19 protein-coding genes are annotated in these 21,941 nt (G+C 48.2%); 10 read left to right on the forward strand and 9 right to left on the reverse strand.

Features of this window, described 5'->3' with window-relative positions:
- The first annotated feature begins 29 nt into the window (after window positions 1-29).
- The 10 genes from QWI16_RS09310 (at window position 30) to QWI16_RS09360 (ending at window position 11,434) form a co-directional block, all read left to right on the forward strand.
- Entirely contained in the window at window positions 30-938 is a 909-nt protein-coding gene (locus QWI16_RS09310; RefSeq protein ID WP_302712596.1) for a TolB family protein, read from the forward strand.
- Complete coding sequence (locus QWI16_RS09315) at window positions 935-2,050, forward strand: FlgD immunoglobulin-like domain containing protein (RefSeq protein ID WP_302712598.1); 1,116 nt, start codon at window positions 935-937, stop codon at window positions 2,048-2,050. Before QWI16_RS09310 ends, QWI16_RS09315 begins: the two co-directional genes overlap by 4 nt.
- On the forward strand, window positions 2,040-2,516 hold the full coding sequence (locus tag QWI16_RS09320; protein ID WP_302712600.1) for a tetratricopeptide repeat protein: 477 nt from the start codon (window positions 2,040-2,042) through the stop codon (window positions 2,514-2,516). Before QWI16_RS09315 ends, QWI16_RS09320 begins: the two co-directional genes overlap by 11 nt.
- A 61-nt stretch (window positions 2,517-2,577) precedes the next feature.
- A complete protein-coding gene (locus tag QWI16_RS09325) occupies window positions 2,578-6,999 on the forward strand; it encodes an RHS repeat-associated core domain-containing protein (protein ID WP_302712602.1) in 4,422 nt (1,473 codons plus the stop codon).
- Complete coding sequence (locus QWI16_RS09330) at window positions 6,996-7,271, forward strand: hypothetical protein (protein ID WP_302712604.1); 276 nt, start codon at window positions 6,996-6,998, stop codon at window positions 7,269-7,271. Before QWI16_RS09325 ends, QWI16_RS09330 begins: the two co-directional genes overlap by 4 nt.
- Before the next feature lie 561 nt (window positions 7,272-7,832).
- Window positions 7,833-8,180 carry a hypothetical protein gene (locus tag QWI16_RS09335; RefSeq protein ID WP_302712606.1) on the forward strand — a complete coding sequence of 116 codons (348 nt, stop codon included), beginning with the start codon at window positions 7,833-7,835 and terminating at the stop codon, window positions 8,178-8,180.
- 50 nt (window positions 8,181-8,230) lie between these two features.
- Window positions 8,231-8,662 carry a hypothetical protein gene (locus tag QWI16_RS09340; RefSeq protein WP_302712608.1) on the forward strand — a complete coding sequence of 144 codons (432 nt, stop codon included), beginning with the start codon at window positions 8,231-8,233 and terminating at the stop codon, window positions 8,660-8,662.
- Window positions 8,663-9,107: 445 nt separating this feature from the next.
- Window positions 9,108-9,488 carry a hypothetical protein gene (locus QWI16_RS09345; RefSeq protein ID WP_302712610.1) on the forward strand — a complete coding sequence of 127 codons (381 nt, stop codon included), beginning with the start codon at window positions 9,108-9,110 and terminating at the stop codon, window positions 9,486-9,488.
- Between the two features lie 410 nt (window positions 9,489-9,898).
- Window positions 9,899-10,249, forward strand: coding sequence for a hypothetical protein (locus tag QWI16_RS09350; RefSeq protein ID WP_302712612.1), 351 nt, complete (start codon window positions 9,899-9,901; stop codon window positions 10,247-10,249).
- An 831-nt stretch (window positions 10,250-11,080) separates the two neighbouring features.
- Window positions 11,081-11,434 carry a hypothetical protein gene (locus QWI16_RS09360; RefSeq protein WP_302712614.1) on the forward strand — a complete coding sequence of 118 codons (354 nt, stop codon included), beginning with the start codon at window positions 11,081-11,083 and terminating at the stop codon, window positions 11,432-11,434.
- 111 nt (window positions 11,435-11,545) lie between these two features.
- Here QWI16_RS09360 and QWI16_RS09365 read toward each other — a convergent pair whose 3' ends face one another.
- The 9 genes from QWI16_RS09365 to QWI16_RS09405 form a co-directional block, all read right to left on the reverse strand.
- Window positions 11,546-12,427: a hypothetical protein gene (locus tag QWI16_RS09365; RefSeq protein WP_302712616.1), complete on the reverse strand. Its 882-nt coding sequence runs from the start codon at window positions 12,425-12,427 to the stop codon at window positions 11,546-11,548.
- A 383-nt stretch (window positions 12,428-12,810) separates the two neighbouring features.
- On the reverse strand, window positions 12,811-13,911 hold the full coding sequence (locus QWI16_RS09370; protein ID WP_302712618.1) for an HAD family hydrolase: 1,101 nt from the start codon (window positions 13,909-13,911) through the stop codon (window positions 12,811-12,813).
- A gap of 315 nt (window positions 13,912-14,226) precedes the next feature.
- Window positions 14,227-15,702, reverse strand: coding sequence for a site-specific integrase (locus QWI16_RS09375; RefSeq protein WP_302712620.1), 1,476 nt, complete (start codon window positions 15,700-15,702; stop codon window positions 14,227-14,229).
- 3 nt (window positions 15,703-15,705) lie between these two features.
- The gene (locus QWI16_RS09380; protein ID WP_302712622.1) at window positions 15,706-17,160 is read right to left on the reverse strand and encodes a hypothetical protein; all 1,455 of its coding nucleotides are present in this window, start codon (window positions 17,158-17,160) and stop codon (window positions 15,706-15,708) included.
- Between the two features lie 4 nt (window positions 17,161-17,164).
- Window positions 17,165-18,094 carry a hypothetical protein gene (locus tag QWI16_RS09385; protein WP_302712624.1) on the reverse strand — a complete coding sequence of 310 codons (930 nt, stop codon included), beginning with the start codon at window positions 18,092-18,094 and terminating at the stop codon, window positions 17,165-17,167.
- On the reverse strand, window positions 18,091-19,434 hold the full coding sequence (locus QWI16_RS09390; RefSeq protein ID WP_302712626.1) for a hypothetical protein: 1,344 nt from the start codon (window positions 19,432-19,434) through the stop codon (window positions 18,091-18,093). Before QWI16_RS09390 ends, QWI16_RS09385 begins: the two co-directional genes overlap by 4 nt.
- Entirely contained in the window at window positions 19,431-19,994 is a 564-nt protein-coding gene (locus QWI16_RS09395) for a hypothetical protein (RefSeq protein ID WP_302712628.1), read from the reverse strand. Before QWI16_RS09395 ends, QWI16_RS09390 begins: the two co-directional genes overlap by 4 nt.
- Entirely contained in the window at window positions 19,991-20,683 is a 693-nt protein-coding gene (locus QWI16_RS09400) for a hypothetical protein (protein WP_302712630.1), read from the reverse strand. The genes QWI16_RS09395 and QWI16_RS09400 overlap by 4 nt, the downstream gene beginning before the upstream one ends.
- A 115-nt stretch (window positions 20,684-20,798) precedes the next feature.
- Complete coding sequence (locus QWI16_RS09405; protein WP_302712632.1) at window positions 20,799-21,578, reverse strand: hypothetical protein; 780 nt, start codon at window positions 21,576-21,578, stop codon at window positions 20,799-20,801.
- Window positions 21,579-21,941: the final 363 nt, after the last annotated feature.

Raw genomic sequence — 21,941 nt, forward strand, 5'->3', positions numbered from 1 at the left:
AATGTCCATTGATATTTATGAAAACACACATGACAAAGCTGCTTTTCTTGAAATTGGCGCTGGTAGCAGTGCTAGGGAGTATTACTGCCTCAGCAACGCCGCTACCCTTGGATATTGCTTACCTAGCGTTGGGAGAGCAGGGCTTTTGGCAGGTATGGATTACCGATAGAGAAGGTATCACTCAGCGCCAGATCACCCATTCCAGGTTCGATAAAAGCTCTTTGTCGTGGTATCCGGGTGGCCAAAACTTGTTGGTCAATGGGGTTCAGGGTGAGCTGGTTAAGGTAAATGTGCCTACGGGGAAAGAGCAGCATTTCTCTCACGATTTGCCCGATTTCTTCGATGCGGTATTGTCGCACAATGGTCAATTTATTGTGTTTTCTCTACGTACATCAGAAACGACCGATGACAATAATATTTGGCTAATGAATGAGCGTGAGTTGCATGGCAGTGCACCTATTGCGCCTCAAAGACTTGTCAGTATGGCAGGGTTGCAGCATGAGCCACGCTGGACGCCAGATGATGAATGGATCTACTTCCTCTCCGGTGACGGCGGCGAACACCATGATATTTGGCGGCTTGAAATGGCGAGTGGCGACAGAGAGCAACTCACAGTCAATAACCTTTACCATTTTGATGTGGCGGTGTCACCAGACAATCAATGTGTATTTTCTGGTAACAGTACTGGCGACTACCAACTTTGGCTCCTGAAAAAAAGCGGCCAACGAGAGCAGCTTACCTTTGCAGAGGGATTGGACGCCCACCCAAGCTGGTCGCCGCTGAGTGACTCAATGGTATTTCAATCCAGTCGAGGCGGCGTAGCCAATATATGGCATTTAGAGCTAAGTAGTCGAAATTTTACTCAAATAACCCAACACGCGGGTGGCGCGCGGAAACCAGTATGGTACCTAGGCAAGCAACAGGGTGGTGCGCGATGAAATTGCTAGCCGTCATAAAGAGTTTTATGTTGCTGAGTGCGATATGTATCTCATGCGCCGTACACGCAGTTGTCATTAGTAACGTATCCACCGACAGCACCACACTCAATTTATCAAATGGCGAAAGAGTAACGATTCAGTTTGCGTTAGATCGCCCCGCTTCAGTGGCGCTTAATATATATGACGACCGCGACTTACTTGTTAAGCGTATCACGTTGGGGCAATTGGAGACCGGGGAGCATAAGGCCAGATGGAAGGGGGATGATCAGCTAGGGCGGCCTGTACCACCAGAAGCTTATCGGTATACCCTAAGTGCAGTAGGAAGCGATCAAACTACCGGCATTTATGATCTTAGTGACAACAGTGCGGGTCAGGTGGCGCCATTACGCAATTTATACTGGGATGGCAGCACACAAAGTATTCGTTATACCTTGGCAAAGCCTGCGCGTGTCGTGATACGAGTAGGGCTAAATAACCATGGGCCTTTATTACATACAGTTGTAAATTGGGTTGCACGCGACGCGGGAGAACATTCTGAACGTTGGAATGGATCAGACGTGTCGCAAGTGATTAGTCTGGCCGAGCACCCGAGATTAGAGATCGCTGGCGACGGATATCGCCTGGCTGAAAACTCCATACTGGTGCTAGACACAAAAGCAAGGAGTTCATTGCACGCTCAATCGAAACCGCAGTATATCGAAGAGTTAAAGTGGCCTATCGAGAAGCGCATGCCGCAGCAACAGAACCAACATAAAACCTATGCGCCAGCTCAGCGTTCAGCGCGTAAACGTGGCGACTTTCCTTTGCAGTTTAGCCTGCTAGACACATTTCCAATGGATAATGGTATTCCTCAGGTTAGCGGTACTGTCGCTATGCGAATAAATGTAAACCCCGAAGACTTGGCATCAATCGCATCACAGCGCTTTGAGCCCGTGTTTTTTGTAGATGGTCAGTTCCTCTTTGAGAGCGAAGTGGGGTACTTTCCAATGACTCTTAATTGGGACAGTACCAAGCACAACAATGGCATCCATTACATGACCGCTAATCTCCGCGGCTATTTAAGTAACTTTGGTATGGCCACCATAAAGGTCGAGGTAGTCAATGATGAATAATCATTTTAAAAAAATATTTATTTCCTTTTGCATATTTGGTGTGATTGCGGCACTTAACGCACAGGCCCAGCTGACATCTGAGTTGGAAGCCTGGCAGGTAAAGGCTGAAAACGCACTACAGGCAGGTGAAATTTTAACTGCCTATAAATATTACAGCCGCCTTGTATATAAAGCGCCTGAGAATAAAGCATACCGCTTGGCCTTGGCTGCAATAGAAATGCAATGGGGACATGGTGATAGTGCACAAAAAATTATAGCACCCGTGTTAGCGTTGTACCCGTATCATAAGCAAGCAAGTTTGCTACAAGTACGAATAGACCTCTATAACAAAATGTACGCCGCAGCTGAGGCCCGCCTGCTAACACTCAGGCAATACTACCCAGACGACGCTGACATCACAAACTCACTCAGTAGCCTTTATGGGCGTATAGGACAAGCTGAAAAGGCTGAGAGTTTGCGGCAATGATTCAATCATGTCGGCAAAACTGTTCGCAGGAAAAATGCTTTACCAATTTTGGGAATAAATAATGAATGCATTGCTACTATTATTAAACAGGAACTTTAGCATTTTAAAATTATCAGTTCGTATTTTGACTTTATTGTCTTTAATGCTGATAGCGGCAGGCGGCTATGCTGACGGTTTTGGTGAGTATGGTGAAAGTCTTGTTGATGTGGAAGTAGAGGACTCCCCTGATGAATGCGGGTCAGGTGGCCGTGGCAGTTCAGCTAGTAGCCCTTTCCCCGTTAGTTATTATTCAGGGCGTGAGAAAAAGTATGCTGTTGATATGCATATTCAAGGTGTGTTTCCGATCACGCTTGGTCGTAGCTATAGCAGCCATAGTACCTATGATAGTCCACTGGGATATGGGTGGGCATTTAGTCACGACCGCAGAGTTTACGAGTATGCCGATGGCTCTGTAGTAATTCGATATAGTTGTGGGCAACGAGATAAATTACGTATGGTCGCCGGTGCCTATGTGCCAGCAAAAGCTGGCTTGCAGGGTCAGTTATCGCAAAGCGAGAATGGCGGTTATCGGTTTGCATATTTAAGTGGCGCAACCGATTATTATGATATACAAGGCAGGTTAATTGCTGCGGAAACAGTCGATGGTCACCGCTTGGAATACAGTTATAATCCTGGGCGCTACAATCTTGTAGGGTCTTCGCCGGCGTCTATCGATCCAGACACACCTATGACAGTGGCCTCTACGTATCAACTGGAACGTATAGAAGAGCGCTTGGCAGACGGTACACTTACCGGTAATTATATTCGTTTTGAATACAATCCTGTTACGGGCCGTGTTGTAAAAGCCATCGCCAATGATGACCGCGAAGTGACTTACGTACATAATACTTTCACCCACAAGGATCAAAATCTTACCAACGGAAACTTGGAAACCGTTAATGGTCTGGAAGGCATTGTTACACAGTACAAATACGAAGATCCATATGACAGTCATAACCTCACGTCATCGCAAGTCGGAGAGGGGGCCACACCCGTTATTAACGTATATGATGAAAAAGATCGTGTTGTCCAACAAACATATGGACATCAGAATTTTGATATCAATTATGTTGCCCCGTACTATCACACCATAGTGACAGAAACTATTACCGATGACAATGGTGAAAATCCTGTATCGGCAGTTACCGAATATACTTTTAATGAACACGGTTTTACCACCGACATACTCGACGCCGAAGGCAGTCTGACGCAATACAAATTAAGTACAAACAACTTAGTGGAAAGGGAAATAATCAGCGGGCCCGAGAATGAGTCCGGTGAGCGAGATGTGATTAAAACACTTGAATTTGATTTTACCGCCGAAGGCCGTTTGAGGGCCCAAAAAACCAAACTTTCCTCCGGAGAAGTCATTGTTCGGCAAGTGACTTACAACGGAAGCTTTATTGAAAGCGAACAAGTAGTCTCCTCAAAAGACCCGCATAAAATATTTCGATCCGAATACCTGCATAACGTAAATGCTGACGGTAAGCCTATAACCATTCAATCCGTTAGAAACCGTAAGGAAGATGGCAGCTATCAAACAGTTAACTATAAATACAACTTACGTAATCAACTGATAGAAATTCAGTACGATGATGGAACAGTTTATGTTATAGAATATGAAAATAACAGCCCTTATCTAACCCGGACATATTGGCGCGATAGTAATGGGGTAGAGGTTGCCGAGGGTCAGGAGCATTTTAGTTACGATGCTCGCGGTAATATTTCCACAATGACTGATGCTAAGTCCAATGTTTCTACGTTCAACGAATATGACGACCTAGATCGTTTACTAAGTGTCACTAACGCCCTGCAGGAAGAGACAATATATTTTTATGAGGGCAATAATCTTGTTGCAACTGAGCAAAATCGAAAGCCCGATGGGCAAGGCGGTTTTTCTCAAGGCTTGCATACTAAGTACTTTTTTAATAGCGAACAACGTGTTATTCGAACGGAGCAACTGAGTGATCAAGGCTTAGTCACCCAGTCCGCATTTACCTATGATAGTCGCGGTTTGATCTTAACCGGAAGTGATGGGCATAACCCAGCTGCGGTATTTACCTATGACAAGCTTGGTCAGCTAAAGACACAAACGGATGCGAATGGCCATGCTCTTAGTTACGAGTACGATGCTGCCGGTAGAAGAACTTTAGAGGCTGATCTAAATGATTTAAGTCGTATACGTCGCTACACCTATGACTCCTTGGACCGATTAATTAAAGAAGAAGTATTGGGCGTAAACACTACTGTCGAGTCCGAATACGAGTATGACGCGCTAGGCAATATAGTCCGAGTAAAAGATGGAAATCAGGGCGCCTTTGTGTTTACTTATGATGCTCTTTCTAGGAGGGTGTCCGAGCAACGACCTATGGGTGAGCTCACAACTATTCACTACAACAATCGAGACGAGCAAGTTAAGGTTGTTACCCCACGTGGCAGCAAACTTACGTATGAGTACGCGCCCTGGGGTGGCTTGGAGCGTGTAGATGTATTCAGTTCTGAGGCTTCCACTGTCAGTGAGTATCATCAACGGTTTGAGTACGATTTAAATACCAATATTCATAAAAGTTATGATTCGCGTATTTCTGCAATTCCACTTTACACTTACGAATACGACACGCTTGATCGACTTGCGCATACCACAGTGCATTACATACCCGGCGGCGACAGAGAGCTGGCGTTTGAATATAACGACCGAGGTCTACAAAAAAGTATTACCTATAATAACGGTGTTGTCCAAACTGTTAATACATTTCAATACGATACACTCAATCGTTTGAAATCGGCAAATCTTGTGGGCAGGGCCTACTCTGCATTCTATAGTGAGGATAATCGTTTAGAAGGTGTTGACAACAGTAACGGTACGATGGCTCGGTTTGAATATCGACCAGCGGGAGAGTTGAAGTCCGTACACTACCATCACGGTGCTAAAACAATAGAGGCTCTGGTTTATGGTTTTGATGCTATTGGTCGTAGAGACTCAGTGAATGATAAGGACGGTACACACACCTATGAATACGACAGCTTCGATAGATTAACTTCAGTCCTTTATGACCCCAGTAAAGGGCTAAGGGATTTTTCGGCCGAATATGATGCTATAGGCAATCGTAAGGAAGCCGATGAGCCAAATGCCTATCGATATGATACCAATCAGCAACTGATTGGTATGGATCAATATACGCTGGATTACGATGATGCTGGTAATCTCATAAATCAAGAGACCAATCAGGGCACGCGAGTATTCAGTTATGATGCATTTGAACGTCTATCGCAATTCACTCAAGGCACCACTACCGCTACCTACCAGTATGATAATATCGGGCGTCGTATTAGTAAAACGGTTAATGGTAATACGACATGGTTTTTATGGCAGGGATCAAGCCTAATAGCTGAATTCACCGAGTTAGGGTCTGTAGTCGCAGAAAGTAAACGTTATGACTATTTTCTTAGCGATCTTTTGCCTGCACAGGTAGAAACCTCTAACGGTATACACACCATTCATGGCGATCATCTAGGCACTGCACGCTTTGCTACACGCATAGACGGAAAGGTTGCGTGGCGTGCCAACAGTGAAGCATTTGGCAAGGCATTTATTTATAATGATGTCGATAAAGACGGCCAATCACTGGTGTTAAATACTCGTTTTCCAGGTCAGTATTACGATGCTGAGTCCGGTTTACATTATAATTTACATCGCTACTATGACCCTAAGTTAGGACGCTATATTTCCAGTGACCCAATTGGGTTGGGCGGTGGTATTAACACCTATGGTTACGCGTATGCAAACCCAATTACCTATATCGACCCGACCGGTGAATTGGGGTTGGCGGGTGGGTTAGCGGGTGGATTAGGTAACCTTGGCTATCAGCTCAGTAGAAACGGAGGACGATTCGATTGTGTTGATTGGGGGGATGTAATTTCCTGGGCGTTAATGGGATCTGGTGCAGGTGCTTTTGCTCGTGCGGGGGGTGCTGCTCTTAGAGGCGCCGCGGCCAATCGGGCTTTAAGATTTAGTCGAGGAGGCGGCCGAGGTGGTGCGGCTGCTGGCGGAGGTAGGGGTGGTGCGGCTGCTGGTGGCGGTCGAGGTAGTGCGAGTGCTGGTTCTGGGGGAGGTAGAGGTGGTGCAAGTGCTGGTTCTGGGCGAGGTCGAGAAGCTACTGGCATTAAAGGGAGTAGAGGTTTCGAGCTGAGAAATGCGCCATATCAAGGAGTGAGAAATGAAATGACCACTTTTAATGGTACAAAGTTTTCTGGCCATGCCTTAGACCAGATGCAGAACAGAGGAATAATGCCCTCGGTGGTTCTTAATGTTATTAGAACAGGAAAAATATTTCGTACAAGAGCGGGTACGACGGGTTTTTATGATGCGGTGAATAATATTCGAGTCATTATTGATTCGAAAACCGGAAAAGTTATAACGGTGATCTGGGGAGCACCCAAATGATGTCAGTACATTTAGATCGAGCGAAAGCGCTTCAGAAAGAGATACAAAAAATATTGATTGAAGAGTGGGATCCAATTGGAGTTGGCGATATCCCTGAAGCCGAGCATGAATATGATTCTTACGTTCCTGAACTTTACAAGATGCTTATTTCAAGAAAGCCAAAGCATGAAATATTTGAATATATTTGGTGGCTTGAAACCGAGCATATGGGGTTGACCGGAGATCGACAACGCTCGGAAATGTTTGCCGAACGATTGTACAACTTGGCTTAATAGGTTTAATGGGGTCAGAGTCGAATGGCACTAAGTTAAGCATGTTTTCGTCAGACTAGCCGCCCATGAAGTATAGGGCTTTGTGCTGATGAACACTTTGTTAAATCTTTTTTAGCAGCTTACTCACATTGTCTGCCTTAACAATTTGAATGCTAAATTTCCTTAACTTAGTGCCATTCGGGTCAGAGTTATTGATTTTGAGGTGTAATTTAATGCTGGCAGATGTATTTTTCTATTCCTCTAGGTGGGTTAAGCATGCGCCTTAAAGGTGGCAGTTTGAATGTTTTGATCTGCTGCAATGAGTCGTTAGTGATTTGTGCTGGGTTGGTATTGATATGAAGGAGTGTGAAAATAAACGTTAAAATTGGGTTTCGGAATTCCGGGACAGTTTACTTAATTCAATATAAAATTTCCTAAGCTGTAATAACTTGATGCTTAAGTTTGAGGTTTTGTGCAGTAAGATGAAACGTCTGGCATGCTGAGACAAGCCTAAATACTGCGAAGAGTATTTATAATGATTTCACATGTACAGAAAGCCGATTTTCTTTGAAGGGTGAAAGGATGAAATTTTGCGTAGCACTGATCTTGCTAATAATTCTACCTTTAACCGCTTTAGGCCGCGGAGAGGTGGAGAGCGCTAAAGTGGTTAAGGTGAGAGTCGATAATGACGGAAGGGGGTATATAGCCTTTGATCAGCCGCTGGGCGGCGTGCCCGCCACTTGCAGCAACGAAGCTCATAAAAGCCACTTGGCGTTCGATGCAAACACTGAGGCTGGCAAAGCAATAATGGCTTTAGGATTATTTGCAAAGGCGACCGGGAAGATGATTTTTGCTAGGGGTACTGATACTTGTGATAGTTATGCTATTGTCGAGAGTTGGCACTGGGGTTACGTCCACGAAGGGGAGTAGTATTGTTTGAATGTGCTCAGGTTTTGAATATGCTCAGGTTTTGTGCACGAATGCAGAATCGTGGAACTTATATAGGATATATCGGTGAGGGAACAATGAAGGTTTTAAAGTACACATTGGCTTCATGTTGCATTTTTCTATTTAGCATAAACTCTACTCACGCTGAGCTATCAAGTGGCGGCTGGACGAAAGTAGAAGCAGTCTATAGCTATTTTCCTGGCGGTGCGTATTGCGGCCCTGACTTTGGCGATATGGTATTGGTTCAACTTTCAGAAAACAGCTCCATCTTTTCCGCGCCCTGCGAAAAGGATTATGTCCTAATTGACAACCAAACTAGCGCAGGAAAGACGGCATTATCAATCATATTATCTGCCAAGGCTCTAAATTCCGACGTCAAAATCAACGTAGAGAATTCTGATCAAGCAGTATGCGCACAAGATGGAAAAGTATATTGCAAGGCTGTTCAAGTTAATTCTCGTTAATTTTTTCGGTTTTGGGGTTTGCGCCTCTTAATTAGTTGCGACTTCTATTAGCTAATATTGGCGGAGTACAGCGTGTGACTTGGCACACTAAGGTCTTAGTGTGGGTTAAGCTCGGTTTGTAACAGATGCCAAGATTCTTAACAATGTTTAAGTAGTTGTTTGTAATTCTTCACCCATCACTATGATCGCATGCTAACTTTGGTGAAAGAAAAAATTTCCGGCTAGCTTGCTGTATTGCGAAACAAGGTATTAGAACTGTCTGGTTTGACGGGTGATGTTCCTAGTTCTGTTTCTATTGAAAAGCCGAATTAAGTAGTGTTTTTTGTGCTGTTGGCGCAATCTATTCTCAGAGTGGGGAGGGTGAAAAACTCACTTTTAGTACCTTGGTGAGATAATGTGTTCGCAATATGGTAATTATTGCTCATTTTAGGCTCTGGTGCGAAAAATGTATTCCCTTTTGAAGATAAGGAAAAAAATGAGAACAATTGTAATTCTGATGGTAATGATGCTATTGCCCTCGGCTGCCTTTGGGAGAGGCGAGGTTGAACGTGCCATAGTAGTTAAGGTGAGAGTTGATAATGATGGTAAAGGCTATGTTGCTTTTGAGCAGCCGCTCGGCGGGATCCCCGCTTCGTGCACCAATGAGGCTCATGCAAGTCATCTTGCGTTCGATGTGAATACCGAAGCCGGCAAGGCAGTGATGGGGTTGGCTCTGCTTGCGTATTCAACCGGGAAGCCAGTCTATGCTAAAGGTACAGACACTTGTGATACATACGGAAGTGTTGTCGAGGACTGGCATTGGGGCTATGTACATGAAGGGGAGTAGAAAAAGTCAAAGATAATTCCGAGATTGCTGATGAACAAAGTGACTTTTTCTGTTTTTTATTTGGAGCGCCAAGCTATGCCTTGTCTACTAAAGATGCACTGGCACGATAGTTGTGGTATGGATCAATAACATCTAAATTATCCGAAAGCACCAAAAACACCGCTTGTAATGATGGTGGTTGGATGGCGATCAATATGGCCAAGAAGTAAACAGGGTGCGTTATTTAAGCGGTATTGTCTGCAAAAGTAAATCATAAAGAAGTTAGTCTTCAGGAGAACGGTTCTTGCGGAGAGAATTATGAATCCTTTCAGTATATTGTAGTTAAATAAAAAGCATATTGCTTGTTTTTCTTGGTTCTGTCAATTTTTTCGAGTTCATCATTTACTTAGGCTTAATTAAAGGATTGCAAAATGACTAGAGTTATATGTTTGTTTGTTTTAGCTTTTATTTCCTGCTTTACCTTAGCTGCCGGAACTTCTGGAGATGTTAAAATTTCCGGAGTTCAAGTCGTGACAATTGGTGAGCACAATTATATTGCCGTCAAGCCTGAAGACGGCTCCTTTTTGAACCCTGATCTTTGTCAAGATTCATTGAGGGCAGTGATTCCATTAACTGATATAGCTAAAGATCAAAAGTTATCATTGTTAATTGCAGGGCTTATGGCAAATCAAACGGTGAATTTGAAGTTTGATGGTTGCATGATAACGAACATTAACAATGTAGAAATGCCAGTAATTAGCAGTGTTAGTTTAAAAAAATGATAGGGTTTTCAAAACTCTGCGTTAGACAATCAGAGCTCACCGGTCGATGTAATAATCAATCTTAGTCGTGAGACGGATAGTCAATTGCTCGAGCGTCAGATTTCCGGTCTAAACCGGGTGTGTTGCCGCTGGGGTGTTTCCAGCAAGCCGGCTGAAGCTGCTTCAATTAGCGCCACCTTTTGTCTCGCTCAGTTTACGGAGCTGACGATGCACAGTCTCAGCGGCTTTGGTCGTGTAGATGGCAGTACGAACGTAATCAGGGTATTTGAAGTAGGCCGACAGCGTCGGCCACTTGTCGTGTCTTGACTTGATGACTATTACGCACTTGTCGTCCCATTTGAACTCCAGATCGTCCAGCGCGGGCAGTGACGCTGAGTGTAACCAGATACCCTGGCAGTTGGTATCCAGAGCAAATAGAGCGATGATGTTACGTTTCAGCTCATCGGTCAGGTAGGGTAGGCTTGGCGCCTCTTGACCAGTTGTAGTTCGAAGGTTCCAGCACGGTCTCGTGAGGTTTGAGCTCAGCGGCACCCGCAGCGCTCTTGACGGTCTTGGGTGTGCTGAAGTTCTTACATTGTCCTCATCGGCGAAATAGCTATCCAACTCGGCCTGGATGGCAGGCTCGGAGAGCTGCTAGGTTAGCGGAGTGAGCAGCCGGTGAGGCCTTTTTCTTGGTGCAGGGCCTTGAGAGCAGCTTCCATGTTAAAGTTGAGTTTTTGCGTTAACATGAGTCATTGCTTTTGCACTGTGGTAGAGAATTAACACAGAGTTTTCAACGGCACCACTATAATTGCTGGTTAAGTGTATATGAATTTCAATTTTGAGGGTGATATGAAAATTTTTATATTGTTTTTTGGTGTTTTTCTTTCATCGAGTGTTTTTTCCGGAACTACGTCCGGTACTAAAATTTCCTATTTTGTCGTTCAGCCAGAAAATGAGGTTGGAAGTAATCGAGTATGTGTGTATTTAGACAAAGAAATTGACAATTCTCCGGTGTGTAATGTAGCCGATCGACTATGTGCCAGCATCGATTCTGATTTGGGAAGAGCTCAGTTGAGTACGATTATGTACGCACATTCAATGCAAAAAAGTTTAACCATTAACGGACTTGGGGCGAATGGTACCGGCATCTGTACCGTAGATGCTAATTCACAAGATCTTGGCTACATATTGGTTGAGGAATGATAAAAAGACTCTAGAGTTGTTGGCGATAGCTTGAAGCATCGTTGCCGCCTAGCTTCGGTAGCTTGTGTACGCCTCCCCTTAAATATGGGGGGTGTACATTGTCTACGTATATTATTTGTCAAACATAACAGGGTCGGAAACGTAACGAGCACTGTTGTTAGTAAACAAATTTTGAGGAAATTTTGCGGGGAATTTAGGTATGAACGGTGGCGGATTCTTCAAGGGAAGGTAGTTACCTCGCCATACTATTTCATTGCCCGCCTGATCAGTAAGAGCAAATTCCTCAATGAGTTGCCATAGTGTATATACACAGACCTTTCCCTCTGGCACCTCAAATGAGTATGTCTCTGTCACCGTTTTCTGTTCAGAAATGGTGATTGATGTGCTGGTCGATTCTGACAGTTTGGCAGACAGTCCGTTTACGGCAACGCCCAGCTCGGCACTAAAGGTTTGCGTATCCGTTGTCGACATGCCTTGAGTGGTTGCAATACTTTTACTAAATTGTTGCTTGCCAATAATTTTATAGCTACCGGTATTTAACCAGTAGCGCTTGTATTGAATTTTGGATTGAAGTGGGAACTGAGGGTCTGTATAGGTGTCTTGATTTGCCGGCGCATAGGAACCATGATCTTCACCATCATCTCCCCAGAAATAGATAAAAAAATTGGAATCGGATGTCGATACGAGAACGGATGTTGAGGTGTTGGGCGGAAATTCATCTTGGTTGGCGGGCTTTGGAACCGGAGGAAAATCTGGGCCTTTTAGCTCTTCGGTGGTAAGAAGCTGTACTTTCTCAGTGGGTGTGTCAGCGATTGCAGCTGGGTCCAGTTTTGTCGGCGATAGAATCATGCCATTCATTTCAGTCTGAGTAAAACCCAGCGCTTTGAGCTGGGACTGTGCTTCGCTTAGAATATTAACGTCGCTATTCAGCGGTAAAGCTATGCTTCCTGTTTTTCCGTTCGCAGATAGAGCGTTTAGGGTGAGATCATTCATATTAATTCCTTTTCGTAACGTTTTGGTCAAGCTGCTTGAGCCCGCCATTGTCAGTAGTCCAATACGAATTTTCCTAAATATTGGACATTTCCACTGTTTTCACTGCATTTTTCTCATTCCATACTTCGCAAATGCATCGTAAGCTTAGCCAATCGCGACATCGAGGGCAATGAAGTTATTATAGTATAAATGGGGTTGCATTCTTAATCTGTTGCTTGCTCCTGGCAGACGAGAGCAATCGCAGATAAAGAAGTAGTCATGAGCTTAGTCTCTGTACGCTTAGTGTCTGGGCGCGAGGACAAATTACACGCGTTTACCGCCGTCTTGTGTAATTACGCCTGGTGCGTGTAAACAGGAATAATCCACAATGGCTCTTGTCTGTTTCAGCTCATAGAGTAGACATCGAGAGCATCACTCGCTAAGCCGGGAACGCTAGTCTCGTGGGCTAAAATGTGTAGCCGCGGGGTGTGGGTGGGCTGCATACTGATGGCCGCGAGCGTCAATACGTCGTCTCGATCGACAGTGTATCCCAGAAATCGGCACAGGTTTTGAATCCATTCTCGATCCCACTCGCAGTACAGCCGATTCAAGAGATTGCCACTCAGCTTGATGATGCTGACATCTGGAGGAACATCTCTCCACGCCTCAGGGCAATAATTCGTAACCTTAAGGCGCTTTCCCACTTTTCTAATATCTCCCACAAGACCAAAGTCCTTAAAAATGAGGAAGTGGTCTAGTGAGATGGGCGGGGGTGGGTCAGTACCCTGATGGTGATCGAGGTCCGCGCAGCGTTGATCAAATATGTGGGGACGCGAGGATAGATTTTTGTACTTTTTGCTATCGAATGCTGCTAGAGACACGTCTCGGATGAGCCGTTCACGTTGGAAGTGCTGTTGACGATGCTGCCTGATTTTGAGCAACGACCGCCCACCTAAGGCAGCGAGGCGATGAAGCATGTCTGGCAGGGCAGAGTCTTTGATATAACCTTTGCCGGTAACGAGAAAAGGGGAAATCTGGAAAACGTGTTCAGGTTGGAGGTAGACGCTTGTAGAGTCGTCGATCGCGACAATGTTATCCGGCGAGTAGCCCAGGGCCGTAAATTGGGCAATGTCCTTCATTCGCTTCCCGCCCCAGTGCCTCAGTGCCTCTTGTGTGATGACAGCAACAAACCTGGACAAATCGACACCGCACAAGGGTAACACCACACGCACATAGGCCTTGGTAGCGGTAGTACAGAGCGCCAACTCGTAGCCAAGTGCCTCGGCACCCTCCAAAAAGCTCAGCAGGTGTGGTCTGGGGTACACCCGTGTTGGTGATCCCGCCTCAATGAAAACCCCTCCATCGGGCAGGTTTTGATAGAACTCCTCCGCTGAAGCGCCATCTTTGGTCAGTGCTTCAATGAGTGGGTCGTAGAGAGGCACATTGATTAAGGTGTGGTCGATATCCAATACCAGCAACCGTTTGGCTGATTTAAGGGGGCCCATGTCACCTCCAGCCCATTTTAGCCTGCGCCGCAGGCGGTTTCAGGACGCTAGAAATTACCTACGTTTACCTATTGAATGCGTAATTACACAAAGCAGAGGTAATCCTGGGTAAAACCGATAGACTATGCTTCGAGTTACTTAAGGATGCTTTAACGCACCTGCCAAGCTCGCTTTAAGTAGAATACAGGTGCACCTTGATATTGAGTCACATCAATGGACAATATACACCCGGAATTAAACGCCAAGTAGTCTTGCTCTACGCCGTCTGAGAAAACCACACCGATTACCGGCATGCTGGATTCTGGTGATGGCGGTTTACAAGTGGCTTTTGGTGGTCAATGTAAATGACTGGGCGTGTATAGCCCTAAGTGCGTCGTCACACATTTTGTACTTATGGGTCTGATCCGCACAAGCATGGCCAAGATTTGCTTTCAGCTCTTCAAGACTGGTTGCACACTTTGCCTGATGGCTCCCACTGGTATCACGGATCCAGTGGGAGCTCCCAGACACCAACTTGTTGATGTCAACCCCCTTGATCGTATGGCCCTGTCTCGTTAACTCTTTATAGTATTCCACTGCTTTCAAGAATGCCTCTTGCAGTGTGCGATGTATAGTGTTGTCTTGGATCCTGCGAGTCCCGGAAAGGCTCTTTATGACAGGTATTTCTCGGGCACTCGGTTGTGTTGCGCGATCGGTACGACGAGACAGTTGTGCGTCAATGCTGAAATAGTCCGTGTTGTCGTGATAGTCGGTCAGGAGGTTAATTAAACTGTGCGGCACAGGAACGTCTCGAATCACACCAGATGGGTTTGATATTTTCACCCACCAGGATAGAGTTTCTTCACGACCTGAGAGGTCCGATAAGCGCCTTAAGTAAAAACACGAGACATTTAGCCTGGCAAGCTCCCCTAATTTTATCCCGAGAAAGTAGAGAGTCGCGCAGATTACTCTGTTGCGCTTCCATATGCGACGCTCTCTGTTTATGGCTTTTGTGGATGCCTCTTTCTGTAGGGGAGTGTCAACTTTAAAATTAAGAAATTTCCAAAAAAAATCCCAAGTGTTTTCATCAAAGGATCGTGGCATCATGGCTGGGTGAGGTTCTGCTTCTGAACGATTATTATAAATGGTTAAGGGGCACTTACTGATGTAACCGAATTCCGACAAGAACAGCATCAGTCGTTTGATGACTCTCATCGAGAAAATTACACTGGACTCGCCCAAAGGTCCGTCAAAGGGGCGCCACTCTCGACTGCCCCGTTTTATACGCTTTATTGTTGGCGTGAGGTGTAAAAGTTCCGAGGATTCTCGATAATCATACATTCTATTCTCTTGGTATCTGTTTGGATGGATCGCGTTGGGGCGGTAATGCAATGGACGCCATAGCCCGAGCGTCCCATGCTCATTTAGCGCTAATGGGTCGTAGCGCCAATTGCATGTCCAAAGGACACCTTTACTGGACAATGGGTGTCTTAGGAAGCTCATATAGGCCGACATGTCTTCAGTGGTGAGGCTGGATAACGGCTTGTTCCTCTCTACAAGTGACCATGCGTGTAGTCGTTGCGCCTCTTTGCGATATCCTAGATAGGTCTGTTTGCTGGCGCTAGCGGCTCGAGAAAGCCATTCCTCCACTGCCTCTGTGTCGGTGTCAACCTTTAATCGATTGTCACGCGGATGTTTAACGCGATACAGTCCATTTGAGCCATCCAGTGAAGCATCTAGCTTTCTAAAGCCGTCGCGTTGATACAAAAACAGTAAGAAGTCATCGGGGCAATTATCATTTTTCTCGTTCATAGTTTAAAGCCTATTGTGTTGTTGTGTAGAGAGGATATCTGTACCAGTAGGCTGGCCATGGCGGGCTCCTCTGGTGGGTACTGAAGGCAATACTGGTTGATTTTCATTCCTTAGGTGTAGATACGATGTGGGAAAGGTGACCTGAAAGAGGTTGTTTCGGCGAAAGACGTTAACTCGATTGCTGTAGTGTGATCCGGGAACCGCCCACATGGGTATAAAATCTCTAAGTTCAATGGGACTCATGCTTCGGATGTTCAACGCGGACACAATTGCCTCTAAATAGGTATAGATCGCGCGATACAGACACCAACAATCCAATTCGAACACCAGCGTAGACACCGAAATCGGTAGTGGGTATTCCTCACCGGTGGCCATGGTGGAATGGTTGCTGTGTATGCCGTGTGTCATTGGCACGGGTCGTAACGGCATCATTGGGCCTGTGATTTGTCGATATAGATGTACCCCGGTGACCGCTTTGGGCTGACAGGCTAAAACATTCTCCCCCATCAGTGATCGCCAGACTAAGGACGATACCAAGGCGACGTTCATGTCTTTTGAGTAGTGCGATGTCGAGGCTGGGGCTGTGCAGAAGTCTGTTGTATTGGCACTCTTTGCAGCGCGCATAATGCGTGTTTCGACACGGTCTATAGAAGATTGGCACGCCTGGACCAGTTGAGAGTGATCAGACGCAGTGACCTTGCCGTCATTGCTGTCATCGAAGTTTACGACCACCAGCTTTTCTCTGTGGATGAGATCCCAAATGCTATTGTCGCCGACGTGTATGCCATTTTTCAGAACGAAGCTTGGGTACTGAGGGTTGGAGATGGCCATGCATTGGTGGTGGTCAAGATGAATGGATACGTCGTAGGCGTGTTTACGCTGGTGAAAACTGCTGTACAAGGTCAGCGCTTGACAGGTGCTCGACGGCAACCAATGACTCAACTTCGCAAGCGGTAACAGAGCGGTAAAGTACTTTTTGGGCTCCAAAAGCTCTTGTTTCCAGAGAAGGTGCCATCGGCGAGTGGCCTCGGGGAGGGCGCCGGACCGTTCCGCTCTCAGCGACGCGCGCAACGCGTCTTTAAAGTGGAACCATTCGTCATCAATACGGTTTAGGATGGTCAGGGGAGTGCCGTGGACAGGGCAGCGTTGTAACCAGGCCATCTTAAATAGCCAGGAATGATAGCCGAGGGCATCACACTGTGGGCAATTCCGGATGATCGGTTTGCGTCCCCGATGGGTGTCGAATCGACTTAACGGCGGTTCGTTGTCGTACTTGCGCAAGAGCGCGATTTCAGAGGCATTGAAGCCATGCCCCGGTAGTGGAAACTCCGTGCTGGGGTGCGCTGATGCCATGGCGTTCACTTCGGCCAATGTCGACAGGGGGTTTGCGAACTTCAAGCGCACGAGTCGTCCGGTGTCACTTTCAAACGGTTTCCAGAGAGCGGCTCCTGTCGTCATGGCATTATTCACCAAAAACGGCGCTTAAGCCCGGTGCGTTGCCGGCCGCTTTGAGTGCCTTTTCGGAAATGTCGCGAAGCACGCTTGGACTGTTTTCCCAATAGCGAGGAAAGTAGTCCCCCAGGATAATGCGGATGGTTCGTGTAAAGCGCGACATCAACCAGCTGCGTTGACCAAAGGGGTCGCCGTAATTCTGCACCCAGGCTGACCAGAGAATGCTGGCCATGGAGGACAGCTGGAAGTGCGCTTCTTCTGCGCGAGGGCAGAGGGTGTACAGTATGGATGAGTGAACGTCGTATTGGTGTAGCGGGATATCAAAGAATTTCAGGACAACGCGCAGCTCTTCCTCGGATTGAATGCCCTCCATTTGGTGAGCGTCTTGGAACAGTCGTTCATGGATCTCTTCGTTTTCACCAGACTGTATATCCTCTGCAAGCCCGGTAAACTCGCGTTGATTTGCGACAAAAATTACCGTTAGCGCCACCCTCTCTGCCGCTAGCCTGCTGTAGAGGTCCGAGTACACCTGCAATTGGTGCAGGGTTAACTTGTGAGCCCCATAGACAAACAATCCAACCTGACGTGCACGGTTATGCATGGCAACGTCTGAAAAGAAACTGACCAGGCCTGAGAGGACTCGATTGACCTTTGTGCGACTTCCCACATTGAGGTTCGCGAGTTCACCAATCCCCTCGTACACGATTCTATTGATGTCCTTGTCGTGTTTTCCGACGATCGATTTATAGACATGAATGAGGTCACCGTCTCTGTCCTCGACGGTGTCTGGAAAAACATTGATCGCCACGGCCTTTCCTACACCGCTTTCGCCGATGATCAGTGCGCCGGAAAATCGACACAAAATCCATTGCTTGATTTTCGCGTGTGCCGCATTAAGCTTGGGAGTGTCAATAAGTATGTTCAGTAGGTCTCTGGTCATTGCTCATCCTCGTGTAACCCTAAAAACCAATCGGGGACTTGAACACTGGCCTCGTCGGTGGGCTTGGTGTGTGATGGCTGAGGGCGTGGCGGCCGTGAAGTTCTTTTCGGCTTGGTTTTCCGACGCTTTTTGTCTCGCACGGAAAGATCGAGGCCGAACTCTCGGGCGATACGCACGAGCTCGAGGGTGTAGGTCGGTGATTTGCGTTTGCTCAGCACAAAGTTCAGGTAGTCGGTACAGGGGTTTTTTCGGGTAACGCCTCCCTTATCGATCTGTTTATTGATGCACTTCTTGGTTCTGACGCCGTGCACAAAACGCTGCCAGGATTTGGGCGCAAAGAGCTCCCCCAGGTATTGTCCGGTTTTTGTGTAGACCCGTAGGGTTCTGACGTCGTCGTACGGATACTCGATTCGTACCTTTGTGCCGACCAGCGCTCTGGGAATAACGCCCGGATTGCGGTATTTGCTGCGCATAAACACCACGTACGGGCAGTAGGTATCCTGGTGATCATTGTGCACTGACACCCATTCCTCCATTAGTAGAGGATCACGTTTTGATACGACATCCGGACTGTGCAGGGGGATCCAACCGTGGCGGAGACCGTAGACGAGCGCCTCGACGGGCGTTTGCCCGCCCAGACACGCCAGTTCGCGAGCGTTTGCGCTCAGCATGCGCGCCTGAATCATTTCCTCAAGGGTTCTCAGCGAGACTTCTGGGGCGCTTTTTCGATTTTTACGTGACTCTCTACGAGGGTCCGCAGGGTTTTTGCCTGAACTTGAGGGTAGGTTGTGAACGGTTATGTTCAGATCGCGAAACGTGACTTCGATCAATTGCCGAGCCAAGGCCTGTCCCGGCACTCCTAGGTTTAAGGTTGCACAGAGGATGTCGCAGATGTAATACAGGATGCGCTCCGCCAGATGGATCAACGCGTTATCCAAACGAACCACGCCAATGCTGGCGCGTTGGTACAGACTCGCAATGTCTTTAGGTATAACGCCCTTAGGATCCTGTTCGATGCCTTGCGTGGTGAACGGCTCAATGTGCCACGGATGCATCATTTTGCTGAACAGCGCGAGCAAATCGCCTTTGTCCGCGGCAGGGGAAAGACATAGATGAAACGCCAGTGCGCACCCTGTGCTGACCTCGCGAGCCGCCAACAGCGTAAACCGAGAGACACGATGCGCTTCCCAGGCATCGCACAGCTTCAGCTGAACCGCGCTTTCAGCATCCACCTTGTGCTCATCAATTTCGATTTCCTCCATGACTGCGATCGGACGCGCTTCTGGTAACGTGAGAGGCTGAGGCTGAGTTTGATCAAGCAGCGCAGGTATACGCTTCATGAGGTAATTCCGTGCGGCGTAGTAACCCCGTGTTGGCCGGTTAAACGGATAGACCGTGCTCGCCAGCTGGCTGCACGGAGGTAGGCGAGCAACCCATCGTGAAAGTCTTTGACTTGTAGATTGATGCCGCACCGTGACTGCTTGAGGTGGCCGTTGATTAAATGGTCCAGGTGCTCGCTCAGGCCAGCCACCGTTTTCAGTAAATGTCGAAACGCGCACGCATCGCCCGTTTGCTGGCTCACGGTACCGAGGGGCGTGCGTCGTTGGCCTTGTCGCAGGTGTATTCCTGGGATCAGCCCAAGCATCAATGCGGGGGGGGCGTGCGGGTCGCCGCCGAGGCATCGGTTCAACAGATGGGACAATCGTCCACTGGCCATTTTGTGTTCACGCTCAATGGCGCGTAGTGGTTGTCCTTCCAGTGCTTTGGTGACCATGATCAGATTGCGCGACAAAATGCGCTTTTGGTCGGGCGTAACCGCCAGGTATTCCACTTGTGGCCACCTCGACGTGTCCCGCAACGATGGGTCGTCTTGCAGCCGAGATCGCCATGCACTGGTCATATCCACACCTGAGAGTCGTAACTCAGCGCGCGAACATCGAGATCCACATGAATGGCGTGGCGGTGGATCAGTCGGTACAGAGCAATTTCCGTTCGACTGTGCGCCGGGCGTTTTAACGGACTCAGAATGTCGCCGAGTACCGCCGTTCGCGAGGCTGTGAGCTCCGCTACCAATTGTGCCTCTTCAACGCTGGTGTCTAGGTAACGGGCGTTACTGCTGGCCAACACCTGTACCAGGCGACGCCAACGCAGCGCGGTGGTCTCATGCACCATGACCGCGTCATTGGAGAGTAACTCAAACGCCATCCGCTCCTCGGCGAAGAAGGTCTCCAGCAGCTGAGGCGACGGCCACATGGGTTTCCCCAGAGGCTTGATCTCGACAACCCGGATCCCCCTGTCTGTGAGCACATGGCAGTCTGGAATGTAAAGTCTGTGGTCGCAGTACAACGTATAGGGCTGCGGTATAAAGGCGATGACGTGCGGGTCACTTTCGAGCCACAGGCCGTGAATGTACTCTTCATAACTGTGAAAATAGGCCCGCAGGGGGTATTTCACACAGGTCCGGATGTACAGATTGGCGCTTTTGAGTAATGGCGGTTTTGTTTTTTGTTGCTGCGGCATGAGGGTCTGTGTTTCGACCACACCCAGATGCGCCAGTGTTTGTGGGTGTTGCACCTGTCGTGCGATCATGCTGCCCTCCCTATTTGCTCCTCGACCTGCAAAGTGAAGACCACACGCTGGGGGGCTGCGCACAGGGTGCGCTTGGCGACGTAGGCGCGGGATTTTGGCGGGTGGCCGGTGCCGTTCACGGTGTTCTCGCCTGACGTTGCAGATGCCACTTCAGTTGCGCCGTCATCTGCCCCAGCACCTGCAGAACCGAGCGGTGCAGGGCCGCTCGCTGCAAGCTCGGGGCTTTTTTATCCCATGCGTAGACGTCTCGTGCACCTGCCACGAGAACCTTACCCAGTCCCCAGATGCCACAACTGTGTATTCCCATCGATCGCAGGCACATCTCCGCGTACCAGCGTGCAAACAATCTGACCAATGGACGGTCCGGATTCGACGCCACCAGGTCGAAATGAAACGCCATGACCTGCGCAGCGCCGGCGTTGCGGGTGGGCACGAGACCCTCACCCGCGAGCGATAGGTTCCCGAGTGCGCCGAACGCCTCAGACCGCCCCTCATTGAGCAGCAGCTCGTGTTCCCGATCGAGCTGGTGGGACCACCGCAAGGCGGCTGTTCGCACCTCGGCCGCCGTGAACCAGCTGCCACACGCTAGCGGTGGTGTCACCATGCTTCGGACCTGCAGCACAGCCAGGGAGTGAAGGGTGGCGAGCAAGCTCACGCCCTCGCGGGCTGCGCGCGATGCATCAAACAGTGGCGATGCGCGATTGGCCGTCCTTGGGTCCAGGCCCTCGAGTTTCATCGAGTGATACGCGTTCAGTGTCGACAGAGAAAGGTGGGGTGGGGTGCTGTACACCTCCCACAACACCTCGATGAGCGATTGGTCCAATGCACGGATCCGTGCATTGGCGCCCAGCATCCGCTCCCCCCAATCGTCGTCGGCCCACAGAATCCCCTTCATGGCGCATTTACCCTGTCTCTGATCATCCAACGTCCTCCGAAAGAAGCCCTCTGCGAGGGAGGCCGGCGGCCTCAGCGTTGATCATTATTTATACAAGACCCATTTTGTGACGGTTGCAAGGCGCCGGTTTCAGGGGAAAAACCTCATAGATTTCATGATGTTATAACGATCCTAAAACGACCAGTCGTTAAGCTCTTGATTGCGTTCAATTTTCTGATCACGCTGAATCCGGCGCTGCGCGATGCGTGACTTTAGACGATGTTTTTCTTAGTGACAGTGCGCTTAGCGCCGCCCGGTATAAAGGCCCCGGGTATCGTCCCCCGGCGCCTCACCGGATGCCTCGGATGACCGCCCGTTTGCACC

Source organism: Gilvimarinus algae, assembly GCF_030518215.1.
Taxonomy (GTDB): Bacteria; Pseudomonadota; Gammaproteobacteria; order Pseudomonadales; family Cellvibrionaceae; genus Gilvimarinus; species Gilvimarinus algae.